Annotated in this window: 14 protein-coding genes; 10 read left to right on the forward strand and 4 right to left on the reverse strand. The window is 51.9% G+C overall.

Translation table 11 applies throughout. From position 1 onward, the window contains the following. Positions 1-4: 4 nt before the first annotated feature. Entirely contained in the window at positions 5-364 is a 360-nt protein-coding gene (locus ET464_RS01435) for a transposase (protein ID WP_208543879.1), read from the reverse strand. 222 nt (positions 365-586) lie between these two features. Between ET464_RS01435 and ET464_RS01440 the strand changes: the two genes are divergently transcribed. Together ET464_RS01440 and ET464_RS01445 are read left to right on the forward strand one after the other, a co-directional pair. Further along, a complete protein-coding gene (locus ET464_RS01440) occupies positions 587-3394 on the forward strand; it encodes a cadherin-like beta sandwich domain-containing protein (RefSeq protein ID WP_129437617.1) in 2808 nt (935 codons plus the stop codon). 443 nt (positions 3395-3837) lie between these two features. Further along, entirely contained in the window at positions 3838-4077 is a 240-nt protein-coding gene (locus ET464_RS01445; protein WP_129437619.1) for a hypothetical protein, read from the forward strand. 88 nt (positions 4078-4165) lie between these two features. Here ET464_RS01445 and ET464_RS01450 read toward each other — a convergent pair whose 3' ends face one another. Next, on the reverse strand, positions 4166-4798 hold the full coding sequence (locus tag ET464_RS01450; protein WP_129437621.1) for a TetR/AcrR family transcriptional regulator: 633 nt from the start codon (positions 4796-4798) through the stop codon (positions 4166-4168). Between the two features lie 288 nt (positions 4799-5086). Here ET464_RS01450 and ET464_RS01455 point away from each other — a divergent pair, with 288 nt between their 5' ends. From ET464_RS01455 to sfnG (ET464_RS01485), 7 genes are all read left to right on the forward strand, one after another. Beyond that, positions 5087-6541 carry a 4-hydroxyphenylacetate 3-hydroxylase family protein gene (locus ET464_RS01455; protein WP_129437623.1) on the forward strand — a complete coding sequence of 485 codons (1455 nt, stop codon included), beginning with the start codon at positions 5087-5089 and terminating at the stop codon, positions 6539-6541. A 37-nt stretch (positions 6542-6578) separates the two neighbouring features. Continuing rightward, positions 6579-7742 (forward strand): FMNH2-dependent alkanesulfonate monooxygenase, encoded by a 1164-nt coding sequence (ssuD, locus tag ET464_RS01460; protein WP_129443970.1) that lies wholly within the window; start codon positions 6579-6581, stop codon positions 7740-7742. Positions 7743-7760: 18 nt separating this feature from the next. Then, the gene (gene sfnG, locus ET464_RS01465; RefSeq protein WP_129437625.1) at positions 7761-8849 is read left to right on the forward strand and encodes a dimethylsulfone monooxygenase SfnG; all 1089 of its coding nucleotides are present in this window, start codon (positions 7761-7763) and stop codon (positions 8847-8849) included. 132 nt (positions 8850-8981) lie between these two features. Then, positions 8982-10421: an APC family permease gene (locus tag ET464_RS01470; RefSeq protein ID WP_129437627.1), complete on the forward strand. Its 1440-nt coding sequence runs from the start codon at positions 8982-8984 to the stop codon at positions 10419-10421. Positions 10422-10454: 33 nt separating this feature from the next. Beyond that, positions 10455-11654, forward strand: a complete 1200-nt coding sequence (locus tag ET464_RS01475; protein WP_129437629.1) for an acyl-CoA dehydrogenase family protein — start codon at positions 10455-10457, stop codon at positions 11652-11654. A gap of 20 nt (positions 11655-11674) precedes the next feature. Further along, positions 11675-12850: an acyl-CoA dehydrogenase family protein gene (locus ET464_RS01480; RefSeq protein WP_129437631.1), complete on the forward strand. Its 1176-nt coding sequence runs from the start codon at positions 11675-11677 to the stop codon at positions 12848-12850. 54 nt (positions 12851-12904) lie between these two features. Continuing rightward, a complete protein-coding gene (gene sfnG, locus ET464_RS01485; protein WP_129437633.1) occupies positions 12905-13996 on the forward strand; it encodes a dimethylsulfone monooxygenase SfnG in 1092 nt (363 codons plus the stop codon). Positions 13997-14107: 111 nt separating this feature from the next. Here sfnG (ET464_RS01485) and ET464_RS20100 read toward each other — a convergent pair whose 3' ends face one another. Beyond that, a complete protein-coding gene (locus ET464_RS20100) occupies positions 14108-14668 on the reverse strand; it encodes a nucleoside hydrolase (RefSeq protein WP_244226620.1) in 561 nt (186 codons plus the stop codon). Further along, a complete protein-coding gene (locus tag ET464_RS20105) occupies positions 14665-15012 on the reverse strand; it encodes a hypothetical protein (RefSeq protein WP_244226621.1) in 348 nt (115 codons plus the stop codon). Before ET464_RS20105 ends, ET464_RS20100 begins: the two co-directional genes overlap by 4 nt. A 209-nt stretch (positions 15013-15221) precedes the next feature. Between ET464_RS20105 and ET464_RS01495 the strand changes: the two genes are divergently transcribed. Continuing rightward, complete coding sequence (locus ET464_RS01495; protein WP_129437635.1) at positions 15222-16073, forward strand: sugar phosphate isomerase/epimerase family protein; 852 nt, start codon at positions 15222-15224, stop codon at positions 16071-16073. The last annotated feature ends 85 nt before the right edge of the window (positions 16074-16158 follow it).

Raw genomic sequence — 16158 nt, forward strand, 5'->3', positions numbered from 1 at the left:
TCGGCTATTTCAATCTTGTCCGATAAGCTGGTTTCTGCTTTTTTAACAAGTCACGAAGGACTGCGATCTCCAAATCCTTCTCGCCCAAGAGCTCCTTCAGTTGTTTGTTTTCACCTTCAAGCGTTCGAAACTCCTGTGGCGAAGGTACATAGGCGCTGACCGCTTTCGCAGAGGAATTGGTTGCTTTCCAATCCGTGTGCTCTGCTTGTTCCATCCAACGGTACAATATCTTCGGATTTATGTTATGGCGGCGCGCTACTTGTGCAGCATTCCCGACTTCTTTGGCTTCATGAATTACTTGCTGTTTGAACTCGATCGTAAATCGTCTCCGTTGCATAAAAAATCCCCTCCATTGATTCTTCATCTAGCCTACTACGTTAAGTAACCTAGACTCAAATCCAATTTTGGGGCTTAAGAGATAGCTTCCCCGCCCTCCTTTCTGACACAATATAGTATTTATGAAACTAGCAATATCCGATATAGTATATAAGGGAAGTAGGCATTTCGCTTGATGGCTTATCAATAAATTGCTTATATGGACGGCTGTAAAAAAGGAAAGCCCAAGCTGGGCCAGGAGGGGTAGCATTTGATAAAAAGAGTTCATTCGTTGGTGTTTGTTATGTTGGCTTTGTCCGTCATTTTATATGGTTTTGGCAATCCCGTGATGGTTAATGCTGCGGCTGCACCAACTGATCTCGTATTGAGCAACACGAGTATCAATCGGAGTGCAGCTGATCATTCGATAGTCGGAACGCTGGCAACGATGGACGAAGATGCAGGCGATACGTTCACTTATTCGCTGGTGGCCGGTACGGGAAGCGACAACAATAGTTTGTTCGAGCTTGCGGGCAATAGGCTGCAGGCGGTGAGTCCTGCCGCCATGAGTCCTGGTACATACAGCGTAAGAATTCGTACGACGGACAGCACCGGCGGTTCTTTTGAGAATGTTTTCGCGATCACTGTTATAGGCAGCAGCCCACCCATTGCTTTTAACGATTCATACAATACGAGTGAGGACATGCCGCTTTCGGTAAGTGTCCCTGGAGTTTTGGCTAACGACTCCGATGCAGATGGAGACGCATTGACGGCCACGCTCGTGACCGGTCCCCTCCATGGTACGTTAACCTTGAACTCGAACGGGTCATTAACATATGTCCCGCTCACGAATTATACCGGCTCCGATAGCTTTACGTACAAAGCATGTGACGGCACAGTATGCTCAAATTCGGCTACAGCAACCATCTATGTTGCACCGGGTTCAGCACAGAGTGATGTCAGTATTGCGGCTTTAATGGTTGGCGGCGAGCTTGCGCCAGCGTTTTCAAACGACATTTCGGATTACGATGTTTATATGGACAACAGTTCTAATGGCAGCTCCTATATCGCAGTTATGGTGAAGGATGCCAGAACAAAAATAGACTACCGGGTGAATAGCGGTACCTGGAATTCACTCGGAAATTGGGTTTCCAGCGGCAATATCGGCATGAATCCGGGACTAAATTTAATTGAAGTTAAAATTACCTCTATTGATAACTCGAACAGCCGGATGATCAATCTTCATGTACACCGGCCGCTGCCAAATGATTCGACAATAAGGAAATTAGAAGTGTCGGAGGGAGCATTTTCTCCAAGCTTTGATCCCGCTATAACCGGCTACACCGTGAATGTTCCTTATACGACGACCTCGATTACGATTACTGCTAACTTAACAGATGGCGATGCTGCAGTTACTGTTGATGGTATTTATCCCAGCAGCGATCACCGGACAGAAATAAGCAACCTCAATGTTGGCAGCAACAACATCACTATTACGGTTACATCAGCAGATCACAGCAGCGTTACGACCTATACGGTAAACATAGTCCGTGCACCGGCCAGCACGAATGCCGATTTATCTGATTTGGGTTTGTCCAATGGATCGCTTAACCCTCTTTTTGCGAGCGGCATTACCGCTTATACGGCTGAAGTGGATAGCGATATATCTTCGATTACGGTTACCCCTACAGCGGCGGAAGCCCATGCTACTATGAAGGTGAAGGTAAACGGGGGAGCCGAAGCAGCGGTTGTGAGCGGAACGCCAACCGTTTTGCCGCTAAATGTTGGGGACAATACTTTGCAAGTTCAGGTCACCGCGCAGGACGGGACAACGGTAAAAACCTATAGCATTAGTGTCCATCGGTTCAGCTCTAACGCCGATTTGTCCAGTTTAACGTTATCTTCAGGGATGATGAGTCCCGGCTTTAACAGTGCGACGACAGAATACGATGTCGAATTGCCAAATGCGACAAGCAGCTTTACCTTTAAGCCAACGCTGGCGAATCCCTTGTCTGCAGTGGAATGGAAGGCCGGGAGCGGTACTTATGCCAGCCTGACCAATAACACAGACAGCCCCGGCATTGTGCTGCAGGAAGGTTTGAACACCGTTCTTATTAAAGTTACAGCGGAAGACGGCAGCGAAAAAGTATATACGATACGCGTTAATCGCGAAAGCAGCAATGTCAAGCTTAGCGGACTGACATTATCTTCCGGCTCTATAAGTCCTGCATTTGATGAGAATACATTCGACTACAGCACCAGCGTCAGTTATGCCATAGATGTCATCACTTTAAGAGCGCTTGTAGCGGATAGCCATGCAACAGCAGAAATTGCCTTGAATCATGGGGCTTATACAAGCTTAACGAGCGGAGCGGACAGCCCGCAGCTCAGCCTGAATCAGGGGAAGAATACGATACAAATCAAAGTGACCGCTCAAAGCGGCGCCGAACAAATCTATACGATTACGGTTCATAGAGGAAATGCCCCAACTTCTTCTGTCCCGCCGGTTGTCGATCCTCCGGCACCAACAGTCAGCTTTAACGATATTACCGGACATTGGGCGGAAGAGATGATCCTGGAAGGGGCTGAGCAAGGCTGGATCAGCGGCTATCCGGACGGAAGCTTCCATCCGAATGCTGCCGTGACCCGGCAGGATTTTGTAGTCATAATAGCACAGGCCTTAGGCTGGCAGCGGAATGCAGCGCTCGGCAATCACTCGTTTTCGGATCAAGCGGAGATCGCTCCTTATGCCGCAGATGCTGTACAAATTGCTTTTCAGAAAGGACTGGTTAACGGTTACGGGAACGGAAGTTTTCTTCCTGATGCCCCAATCAATCGAGCGGAAGTGGTTGTCATGCTGATGCGTTCGCTTGGACAGCAGCCAGCGTCGGCCGCTTCAACCGGTTTTGACGATGACAGCCATATCCCTTTATGGGCCAAACCTTCTGTAGCGGCAGCGAATGAAGCGGGACTGATAAATGGTCGAGGGAACAACACGTTTGTGCCTGATGCAGCTGCTACACGGGCAGAAGCGGTTACGATGATGCTGCATTTGCTGGATTACAATAAACGCCGCTAATACGAAGCTTTGGCAATAATGCCACTTCTCCCTTTATTGAAACAGGGCTCAAACACCTTAATTCAACTAGCTAGCCAGTTGCCGATATTCAATCGGCGGCTGGCTATTTTGTTTCGCTCAACCTGCTGTGGTAAATAATAAAAAGAATAAGGCAAATTGAGCGGTTGAGGCAAAATGGACCGATTGATTACGGATGAATTGCTGAATAATATCGCATCCATGCATCCGGCAGGCACTATCCTTTATGTTGATGCACAGATTTGGAACCATGAAGTTGCGAAGAGCTATTTTGCTGAAAAAAGCATTCCCGGAAAAATCGAATAATGAATTCGATCCGGCATGATCCTTCTTTTTCATAGCGGCGGCGGAAAAAAATAGTATAATATATCGTAATGACCTATTGCGATATAGGAATAAAGGCTGTTGAAACATAAGGAGACAGGATGGCTAACTATCATATTTGCGCCTTTTGCGGAAATCTTCATGAGAAAGCGGATTATCGGAACATGTGCAAAAGCTGTGAAGGCATGTATCAGAAAATCCGTGATGTTGTTGTTGCCCGGCCGGATACAATTGTGCTTGAAATATCCAATCAGACTGGCGTCAGCGTAAGCCGCATTATATCTTTTGTGAAAAACGGCTACTTCAGCATGACGGAAGGAACCATTGAAGTGCTCAAGTAGCGGCCCCGCAAACGAATGGGCTGTTCTAAAAAAATAGGAATAAACCGGTTGCCTCAGGTAACCGGTTTATTTATTATCGCTTGGGGCATTACGCTTGAAGTACTCCCATTGCATCATACGCGCCAAGAATGGACAAGCGCGTCAGCTGAAGCGCCATGTGGCGGGACGAATAAATCATGCGCTGCTCAAGCCATTTGCGTGCCATATGAAAAGTGGAGAAGCTGATATAATCGAGCAGCAAATCAAGCGGAACAGACTGCTTCTGCTCCATGCTGAGCGCTGTAATGCGATCGTAGAACGCTTCGCGGATGAAGCCGAGCAGCGAGCTTGCGTGGTCTGCCCCGGCAGTGGCCGGATTAATTTTCGTCAGAAGGACGCGGTAAAATATTTCATTTTCCTCCATGTGGCTGAACAGCAGGACGAAAAAAGGATCCGGCGTATTAAAGTCCGGTTTATAACCCGCGGATTGGCTCCGCTCCGTATCCCATAATGTGTTCAGCTGCTCCAGCCTATCCTTCACCATATGGTCCAACAGATCAAATTTGTCTCTGTAATAGGAGTAGAAGGTGGAGCGGTTTACGTTTGCAGTTTCGGTAATGTCCTTGATGACAATTTCCTCGATATCTTTCTTCAGCAGCAATGCCACAAATGCTTCAGAAATAAATTGCTTCGTCCTCGCGATCCGACGGTCCGTGACAACTTGGCTTTGTTGGACAGACATGCTTCATTTCCTCCAATCAAACAATTTCTGCGAAAGTGTTGGATATCCAACTATTATTGCGGCAAGCGGCGGCTTTAAACGGAAAAGGGCTGCCAGACAGATGAAAGCCGTGTGTGCGGATATCTTTTTCGAAAACCTACATTATTTTCAAAAGTGTTGGTTTAGCAACGATTATGACGTAAGTAACGGTTGCTGCAAAATGATTATTAGCTATCATAATAAACAAAACCGATTAAATCAATTGGGATAGTTAAAATTTATCAATAACGTTGCAAAGGGGAGGTTCGCTTGCGAGGAGAGGCTTTTCTTCAGAGCTTAAATGACGGCCGGAATGTATGGCTGGAAGGCATTCAAGTGCCAAATGTGCCTGCGCATGCGGCATTCAAGGGAACGCTGGAAACGATTCGTCAGCTGTTCAATATGCTCGATGACCCTGCGGTCCGCGACAGTGTCGGATACAAGGTGGAGAGCACGGGGAAATACGCCCACAGTTCTTTTCTCGTTCCTTATACGCGAGAGCAGCTTGCGCAGCGCAGCAGCTCCTTTGACCGATGGTCGCAGGAAACGCACGGCATGATGAGCCGGCTGTCGGATTACGCCCGCTCGCTTGTAACCGGCTGGTACGCAGCCAGAGACGAGCTCAGCCAGCTGGATCCGCATTTCAAGGACAAGATTACGCGTTATTACGAACAGGCGCGCGACAATGATTTGTTCCTGACCACTGCTATTATCGATCCGCAGATCGACCGGTCTAAAAATTTGGACGACAAGCGGATTGCGGAACGTTTCCTCCATGTCGTGAGGGAGACAAGCGAAGGGATTGTGGTCCGCGGTGCAAAGATGATTGCGACAGGCGCGCCCTATACGCATGATTTTATCATTTCGTCTTTTCTGAAATTTGAAGCGGCGAATCGCAGCCATGCGCATGTGCTGATCGTGCCGGCGAATTCGCCGGGACTGCATATTGTTTGCCGGGAGTCGTTCGCCAGCACAAGCGAGCTGAATCATCCGCTAAGCGCGAATTACGACGAGATGGATGCGGTCCTTTTTTTCGACGATGTGCTTATTCCTTGGGAGAGGGTGCTGCTGTTCGGGGATGCGCAGAAGGTGCTGACCCTTCGCGATAATAAAACGGCGAATGCGCTGGCTTTCCACCAGAACATTGTCCGGTATGTCGCCAAGCTGGAATTTGTAACGGGCGTTGCTTTTGCCATTACAGAGTCGATAGGCGCGCAGGGCTTCCTCCATGTGCAGGAAAAGCTGGGCGAGCTGCTGACGCAGATTGATGTAATCAAAGCGCTTGTCCTTGCATCGGAAGCGCAGGCCAAACCGGATAAATCGGGCGTGCTCGTCCCGGAATTGTCCTTTATCCATACAGCCCGCAATATCGGAACCAAATTTTATCCGCGCGCAATTGAAATATTGCAGCAGGTAGGCGGCGGCGGATTCGTTCAAGCGCCATCCGGCATTGAGGATTTTTATGGCCCGCTTGCGGACCTCATGCATAACTATTTCGAAGGCGCATCGGTCAGCGCTGAGAAAAAGGTGCAGCTGCTCAAGCTCGCCTGGGATTTGATCGGCAGTCCGCTTGGCTCGCGCCATGAGCTGTATGAGCGGTTTTATGCCGGCGATCCGGTCCGCGGCTACGCAAATCATTTTTTGAGCTTCGATAAAGAGCGTCTTACCGCTCCGGTATGGAATTTACTGAAGAAGGTAAGCAAGGACGGTAAAACGCTTGTGTAATACTCGAATGGATGAGGAAACAGAAAGGATGAAAACGATGGAGTTATTCTGGTTTATTCCAACACACGGCGACGGGCGTTATTTGGGAACAAGCGAAGGAGCAAGAGCGGTTACGTACAGCTATTGCAAGCAAATTGCGCAAGCGGCAGATGAGTTGGGTTACAGCGGCGTACTGCTGCCAACGGGAAAATCGTGCGAGGACGCGTGGATCGTAGCGTCTACGCTTGTACCTGTCACAGAACGGCTCAAATTTCTGGTTGCCGTTCGTCCGGGCTTAACGCTGCCGACAGTTGCAGCGCGGATGTCAGCTACCCTTGACCGCTTCTCCAAAGGAAGGCTGCTCATTAACGTCGTAGCGGGCGGCGATCCGGTGGAGCTTGCAGGTGACGGCTTGTTTCTCGATCATGATACGCGTTACGAGCTGACGGATGAGTTTCTGCATATTTGGCGTAAAGAGCTGGAGGGAGAAAGCGTCGATTTTGAAGGGGAGCATTTGAAAGTTGAGGGCGGTAAAGTGCTGTATCCGCCGGTGCAAAAGCCGTACCCGCCGCTTTATTTCGGCGGATCGTCGGAAGCTGCGATGGATGTAGCGGCCGATCACGTAGACGTATACCTGACCTGGGGCGAGCCGCCTGCGGCCGTGAAGCAAAAAGTTGAGAAAATGCGTGCGCTGGCAGCAGCCAAAGGGCGGCAGCTGAAATTCGGCATCCGGCTTCATGTGATCGTCCGTCCGACGGAAGAAGAGGCATGGAAAGCGGCAAATGAGCTGATTGAGCATCTGGATGAAGAAACGATCGCTTCGGCACAGCAAATATTCGCGCGTATGGACTCCGAAGGACAGAAACGGATGAGCCAGCTGCATAACGGCGACCGCTCGAAGCTTGAGATCAGCCCGAACTTGTGGGCAGGCATCGGCCTTGTGCGAGGCGGGGCCGGGACGGCGCTTGTCGGCAGCGCCGAGCAAGTCGCAGAGCGGATCAAGGAATATGAGGCGCTTGGCATCGAGACATTTATTTTATCCGGTTATCCGCATTTGGAAGAAGCTTACCGGACTGCCGAGCTGCTCTTCCCGCTGCTGCCGCTCGCACAGCGGAGCGGTGATGACGATCGCGCTTTCATCAGCCCGTTTGGCGAAATGATCGCCAACAACGAGCTTCCGGGACGTTCGGCGAAGGCAGAAGCTGCAGCCTCCGGCAAATAAGGATAAGGAGAAAAAAAGATGAGCGCTATTGAATTTGGGTATTGGGCGCCTCTCGAGGACGGCGGATTACTCGCGACAAAACTGCCGCAGCGGACCAGCTCATCCTTTGAGGCGAATATCAACTATGCGGAGCTGGCCGAGCGTACAGGCTTTGACCATATGCTCCTGCCTACACGGTTTGTCGCCAGCAGCGACTCGGAGAATCAATGGGAATCTCTGACGTTCGCGGCGGCGCTCGCGGTCAAAACGCACAAGCTCGGGCTGATCGTAGCAGTAGCCTCAGGCCTTATTCCCCCGGCGATCGTGGCCAAAATGCTCACAACCATTGATCACTTGAGCAACGGCCGTGCCGCAATCAACGTCGTTAGCGGCTGGCTGAAGGATGAATATATCGCGCTTGGGCAGCCTTGGCTTGATCATGATGAACGTTACCGGCGTTCGGAGGAGTTCATCCGGGTGCTGCGCGGGTTGTGGACGGAGGATCAGGCAACTTACGCAGGAGACTTCTTCCGGCTGCGCCAGGCAGACTTCAAGCCGCGTCCTGTTCAAGTTCCGGGGCCAACTATCTACCAAGGCGGCAACTCCAAGGCGGCGAAGCAGATGGCCGGACGCGTATCGGATTATTACTTCATGAACGGCAATACGCTGGAGGGTTTGAAGAAACAAATCGATGAAGTGAAAGGTTATGCCGCGGATAACAACCGTACTATCAAGTTTGGCGTCAACGCGTTCGTTATCGTCCGGGATACGGAAGAAGAAGCGAAGCAGGTGCTGCGCGACATTATCAATCATGCGGATCATGCGACGGTAGAGGCGTTCCGGGAGCAAGTAAAGCACGCGGGTCAGTCGGCCGGCGATCGCGACGGCATGTGGGCGAACTCGGCTTACGAGGATTTAATCCAGTTCAATGACGGATTCAAAACCGGCTTGATCGGGACCAGGGAGCAAGTGGCAAGGCGTATAATCGAGCTGAAACAGATCGGTATCAATCTGGTGCTGGCGGGTTTCCTGCATTACGATGAAGAACTTGAATTATTTGGTGAACAAGTGATTCCGCTCGTACGCCAGCTGGAGACGGAAGAGAGCGCTGCGGTTACGAATAGGTAAATCCCGGCCGCACGGCAAGACAATCGAAAATGATAGATCCGATCGGACAACCGAAGGCTCTCTCCTTTCCTTTGCGGGAACACGCGAGAAAGTCTTTTTTTGATGTGAAAATCATATGCAGGAGGGTTCACAATGGGTTATTCGGATAAAGAAACCGCGCCGCCGGCCAGCCAGTTAGTGCCGAAACGGAAGCTGACGCTGGTGGATGCGATCGGATCTACATTAGCGCAAATGGCGCCGGCAGCTGCGATTTATTACGGCCTTCCGGTTATTTTCATTGCGACCGGCATTGGTTCGCCGCTTACGCTTCTTTTGTCAGCTGTGGCTATTATTATCGTCGGACTCAGCCTCACCAGGTTTTCAGCCAAACATCCTTCAAGCGGCTCGATGATCAAATATATCGGCATGTCGTTTGGCGGGGTGACGGGAACGGCTTCTTCCATTGTTTTTATCGCGGGCACGGTGTTTCTTGCCGCTTCGGCTTTTATCGAGCTTGGAGGCTGGACAGCCGATTCGCTTGCTTTATACGGCATTCATATTCACTGGGCGATTCCGACAGTGGTGCTTGGCGTTCTGATCTGGGGGCTGACCGTTATCGGAATCGACCGCTCGACCAAAATTGCCAGCATTGCACTTATCATTGAAGTGCTTGTCCTGCTGGGCGTAACTATCTATATTCTGCTCGATCCGCCCAACGGGCTGTCGGCGAAACCATTCGTTCCTTCGTCGGTAACGGACGGCCTGGCCGGTATCGGGCTTGGTTTTCCTCTCGCTATTTATTTGTTTATCGGCTTTGAGAACTCGGCTGCGCTGGCCGAAGAAACGCAAAATCCGAAACGCAATACGAAACGCGCCGTCCTTATCAGCATTGCGATTATGACCGTGTTCTACCTGCTCGTCAGCTACGCTGTCATTGCCGGCTTTGGCAACAATAACGAAGAACTGGTTGCCAGCTCGAATCCGTTCATGGTGCTGGCCGACCGTTATTTGGGCGATTTCTCGTTCCTTGCGGTTATCGCCGGGTTTACGAGTATCGTCGGCATGACAATTGCCTGTCTTAACGGCTTCTCGCGGGTTGCATTCAACTCGGCGCGCGAAGGGCTGATTCCGTCGAAAATAAGCCTCGTTTCCAAATGGCAGACGCCGGCCAGCGCGTTGTCCCTGCTAAGCGGCTTGGGCATTGTTTTCGCCTTGCTGTTTGGTTTTGCGGGCGATACATGGGTAACAGGCTTTGGCTATCTCGGGACGATCGGAACGATTCCGCTGCTGCTTATTTATGCGCTGCTTAATATTGCCGTTATGGTATATCCGAACGACGATTTAAACTTCTTCCAGCGTTACGTGCTGCCGGCGTTAGGCGTCATCAGCATTGCGCTGCCGATCTGGGCGATGATCCAGCCGGGACAGCCTAAGCCGGTCAGCTTTTTCCCATGGATTATATTCGGAATCGTTGTCATCAGCCTGATCTATGCCTGGCTCAAAATCAAACGCGACCCTTCGCTGCCCAGCCGGATTGGAGCTGCTGCAGCGGAGCCGGCCGGAGAATATGAGGCGAATGCCTCTTCGCTGTAAAAGCGATGCACCGAACAAGGGAGGTTCAAACCTATGGCAAGCAATACTTTGGCAGCGGCAGCGGATTACGATCAGCTCGTTCTTGCGATTCGACAAACTGTTGATGAAGTCATCCGGCCCAATGCAGAGCGGATCGACCGGGAAGGCGTGTTTCCGGAAGAAAATTTGCAGGCTCTTGCGGACAAAGGCTGGAACAGCCTTATCATTCCCGCCGAATATGACGGCCTGGGGCTCGATTATACCGCTTTCGCATTGGCTGCGGAAGAGATCGGCAAAGGATGCCCGTCGACTTCGCTGATTTATGTCATGCATGTCGGCGCAGCGCAAACGCTTGTGTATTACGGTTCGGAGGACCAGAAGCAGCGCTGGCTGAAGCCGGTCCGCCAAGGTGCGATCGGCACCCATTCGATGAGCGAGAAGGCAACGGGCGGCCATACATGGTTTAACTTAAGCGAAGCTAAGCGCGATGGCGACGATTATATATTGGATTTGGAAAAATCGTTTACGACAAGCGGCGGCCATGCCGACTTCTATGTGCTGCAGACCCGCACGCCGGGCGCGCAGCAGCCGACCGACCTCAGTTACTTCATCGTTGACGGCAAGCATCCCGGCATATCGGCCGGTCCCTGGGAAGCGCTTGGCGTGCGCGGTAACCAAAGCGGTCCGCTGAAGCTGGATCATGTCCGCGTGCCAAGGGCGGATTTGCTCGTCGGCGAAAACCGGGCAATCGAAATTGCGTTTAACGGCGTTGACCCGCTGTATTTGCTCGGGATCGGATCCGCCTGGATCGGCGTGGCGGCAGAAGCATTGTCCATCGTCGTAGAGCGGGTGAAAAAAACGGTACACCGCGACTTCAACCGCAGCCTAGCCGATTATCAGGTCATTCGGCAGCAGCTGGCGAATGCGAAGATCAGCCTTAGCGCGTTGAAGCCTTGGCAGCTGGCGCTGGCTGATAAATATAACCGTTATGAAGCTGAAGGCAGGCCGCTTGGCGAGCTGTGGTATGAAGCGACGGAATTCAAAATCCATGCGACGGAGGTTGCGAACCAGGTCGTATCGGCTGCGATGGATGTAACAGGCGGTTACGGGTACAAAAAAGGAACGATCGAACGCTTATACCGCGATGTGCGTGCAGGTCTCGTGCTGGCGCCATCGAATCATCTGGCGCGCGAGCTGGTCGGCAAAGAGCTGGTCGGGCAGCCGCCGGAGCTGTTCAAGCAGGGCGGGGAGTAAGGAACGGAGGAGATTTCATCATGGCAACAGCAACGGCATCTTCTTATTTGACAATAGCAGCGGAGTTAGCTGGCCGTTTCCGCGAGGATGCGGCGGAGCGCGACAAAGCAGGCGGCACGCCTGTCCGCCAGCGCGGCTGGATCCGCGAAAGCGGCCTCCTGAAGCTGCTTATTCCGGCCGAATACGGCGGGCTTGGCGGACAATGGTCTGACGTGCTGCGCGTCGTACGGGAATTCGCCCGGACGGATGCGGCATTGGCGCATTTGTACGGCTATCATTTTTTGTGCCTGATCGCACCTCATCTGGCGGGAACGGAGGAGCAGAAGCGTTATTTCTATGAAATTACTGCGGCAAATAACTATTTTTGGGGCAACTCTTCTAATCCGCTTCAGAAAACGATCATCGGCAGACGTTCCGAAGACGGCGTTATCGTTAACGGCTCAAAGGCGTTCAGTTCGGGATCGCCGGATTCGGACCTGCTTGCCATCTCCTGGAACGACAGCGAGTCCGGCGAATACTACGAGGGGATTATTCCGTCCGGGCGTACAGGCGTTGAGATTGTTGACGATTGGGACAATATGGGCCAGCGCCAGACTGGCAGCGGTACGGTAAAATTTCACGATGTACGGGTAGAGCCGCATGAAATTCTCGAGACGCCGTATGCCGGGCAAACGGTGTTCTCTACGCTTGTTCCGCAGTTGTCGCAGAGCATACTCGCCAGTATATTCATTGGAAGCGCGGCGGGCGCGCTGGAGGAAGCGAAAGCTTACACGCTCCAGCATGCCCGGCCATGGTATACTTCGGGGCTGGAGCGGGCATCGGAGGAGCCTTCGACATTAAGCCGTTACGGCGATATGTGGGCGGATTATCAAGCAGCGTTGAGCTTGGTTGAGAAGTCCGACCGCCTGCTCGACGCAGCTTGGGCGAAGGAAGAGGCATTAGGCGAAGAGGAGCGGGGAGAACTGGCGGTATTGGTGGCGGCGTCTAACGTTCAAGCGGGCAAGATGGCACTTGATGTGACAAGCCGGATCTTCGAAGTGATGGGTGCTAGAGCGACGGCGTCGAAATACGGATTCGACCGGTTCTGGCGCAATGTCCGCACCCATTCGCTTCATAACCCGGCCGAGTTCAAGCTGCGCAGCGTAGGCAATTGGTATTTGACCGGATCGGCGCCGGTTCCTGGTTTTTATTCCTAACAGCTTGGATCATGCATTAAGCTTTCGGCTATTAATTGAAGGAGCGTGTATGCGATGGCTTTGCAATTTGCGTATTGGGTACCGAATGTAAGCGGAGGACTTGTCATTTCGAATATTCCGCAAAAAACCGGATGGTCGTTTGAAGATAATGCCCGTTATGCCAAAATGGCGGAAGAGGCGGGCTTTGATTTCGCCTTGCTGCAGACGCGGTTCGTTGCCAGCTACGGAGCGGATAATCAGCTGGAGGCGATTACGCTAGCTTCTGCGCTTGCTGCGGTAACGAGCAGAATCAAGCTAATCGCAGCTGTGCTGCCGGGGCTGTGGCATCCCGGGACGGTTGCCAAAATGCTGGCGACGATCGATCAGATCAGCCATGGCCGGGCTGCTGTTAATGTGGTGAGCGGCTGGTTCAAGGGCGAGTTTCACCATTACGGCGAACCATGGCTCGATCATGATGAGCGCTACCGCCGATCGGAAGAGTTCATCCGTGTCTTGAAACAGATGTGGACAGAGGACGAAGCCAGCTTCCGCGGCGACTTTTACCGCCTGAACGGCGCTCCGATGAAACCAAAGCCTGTTCAGGCTCCGCCGGTGTTCCAAGGAGGCAACTCGGCTGCTGCCCGCCAGATGGCGGCGAGGGTATCCGACTGGTATTTCATGAACGGCAATACGATCGGCGGATTTAAGGCGCAGATCGACGAGCTTAAAGCGGCAGCCGCTGCCAACAATCGGGAGCTGAAATTTGGCGCGAATGCGTTTGTTATTGTACGGGATACGGAAGAAGAAGCGCGCCAGGTGCTGCGCGACATTATCGCGTATGCGAATCCGGAGGCAGTGGAAGGGTTTCGCAGCCAGGTCAGCTTTGCGGGCAAAGCTTCACCGGAACGGGAAGGCATGTGGGCGAATTCGGATTTCACCGATCTTGTCCAATACAATGACGGCTTTAAGACCGGCCTGATTGGTACCGCGGAGCAGGTGGCAGACCGCATTATCGCCTTGCGCAAAATCGGCATAGACCTGATATTGATCGGTTTTCTGCATTATGAAGAAGATATCACAGCATTCGGCGAAAAGGTTATTCCGCTGGTACGCGAGAAGGAAGCAGCGCTTGGGCTGTCTGCTGTGCAGCCGCAGGTCAACTGGTAAAGATAGCAGCCCTGATCATAAGAGGTTTTGAAATAAGGGGCGCCCCATCAGTCATGGCTGATGGGGCGCCCCTTATTTCAATTCGGATACAGCCGGTTTGCTTAGTAAAGATCAAATTTTCATAAACAAGTCTTTAAATATACGGTCCCGGTCAAGATAGGAGACATAGCGGATAAGATGCCGCCGGGGATCAAAAACCCATTCGAATTCATCGGATATTTTGGGGCTGTGAATGAGATGATGGCTAGTCCATGTTTCATTGATCAAATAGGCGATTGTTGAAATATCCCAGATGACGCGGGAGCGGCCAAAGTGGTCGGGCATAATACGCTCATAGGTTTCATACAGGTAATTCCCAACCGGACCTCTGTCTTTGATATAATCACGAATCTCAGACAAGGTTGTAACGAGTCCGGAAGCAACGCCCATACAAGGAATTAATATGAGCGGAACGCCGCTGTTAAAGAGGATTCGTGAAGCATGCAAGTCCTGGGCAAGATTAAATTCTTTGGTATCCGGCCAATGAAAGGCATGCCCGCCAAGCCATACTACAACGATTTTTTCAATAATCTTTGGTTCGATAAGCAAAGCAGATGCAATAGTGGTAATGGCTCCAATGCCTGCCACATAAAGCGGGTCGTCGTCTGGAGAAGCCATGGCTCTTTCGATCAAATGGAGGGCCGCCTCACTGACGACAGGCGTGTCCGGTCCTGGCAAATAAGAATCCGAACCCGATAGACAGGAATATCGCTGCCGAGCAAAGCTTGAATTTTGTGCAGTTCGTTATAGCTTTTTTCCATGCCGTCCTGCGGCGAGCTGGAAAGCTCATTAAAGAACGGAGCGGCGTAAAAGGCTTCAATCTGCAGATCATCCGGAGAATTTGCAGCATAGATAACGGCAAACTGGTCGTCAATCTCGTTGTAAGTATCCGTATCCAGCACCAGCCGGATTTTTTTCATCGGATGCGCTAAACGCTTCAGCAACTTTGGCTCTGGTAATGATGGGAATAAGGACATCGCCAATGCCTCCTTAGTACGGATTGTCGGTTGAGCGGGTAATCCTATCGGCCGTTAATCGTTTACCGCCCTATTTCATTCTAGCATGTACGAACGGTTTCAAGAACGGTTTATAGCAAGAGGAAGGAAAACGTTACCCCAATATCGTAGTTACATTGTAAGCGCTTCATGCCATTATGGTTGAGAGAGCGAATTAAGGAGGATACATTATGCTGAGAGGATTAACACGAGCCGGGGCCGGGGCTGTCGAAAGCGATGAGCGGCTGATTGAACTGGCGGCAGCGGAAGGATTCCAGGCGGTAGACATCGATGCTGCAGGGCTGATTAAAAGGCACGGTGCGGATGGTGCGGCAAAATGGCTCGACAGCCATGGCGTCGTAATCGGCTCGATCGGCCTTCCGGTAGAGTGGCGCGGCAGTGAAGAGCAGTTTATTGCGGGATTGCCGGCTTTGACCGAAGCGGCTGCTGGGGCAAAAGCGCTTGGCTGCACAAGCTGCTGCACGTATATTTTGCCGTCTACCGACTGGAAGCCGGCGCATTTTATGGCGGTGGCGACCCGCCGGCTGCGCATATGCGCGCAAATATTAGGCGCTTACGGCATTAGGCTTGGGCTGGAGTTTGTTGGACCCCATCATTTGCGTACAGCGTGGAAATATCCGTTTATTTGGACGATGGATGAAACGCTGGACTGGATTGAAGCCATTGGCGAGCCTAACGTCGGATTGCTGCTGGATGCCTATCATTGGCATACAACCGGCTTAAGCGAAATAGATATCGAGCGCTTAAAGGCGCATCAGATCGTATATGTTCATATCAATGATGCCCCGGATGTGCCGGTAGAAGCTGTGCTGGACAATGACCGGCTATATCCCGGAGAGGGAGTGATCGATCTGGCCGGATTTTTGCGGGGTCTGCACAATATCGGTTATACCGGCGTTGTATCACAGGAGATTTTAACGCCTTCAATGCCGTCCGATACGCCGGAAAATTTGATACGCCGTTCCAGAATAGGGTTTGACCGCGTATATGAAGCGGCTGGATTGGCGCCGGCCGGCAGATGATCGGTAACCGCCATACCCGGCTGCGTCACGGGGAACGCTGGAGCGGACTGAATTCGGCGCTGCCTCGTTCGGCTAACGTATAGGC

It is taken from the genome of Paenibacillus protaetiae (assembly GCF_004135365.1).
Lineage (GTDB): Bacteria > Bacillota > Bacilli > Paenibacillales > Paenibacillaceae > Paenibacillus_AP > Paenibacillus_AP protaetiae.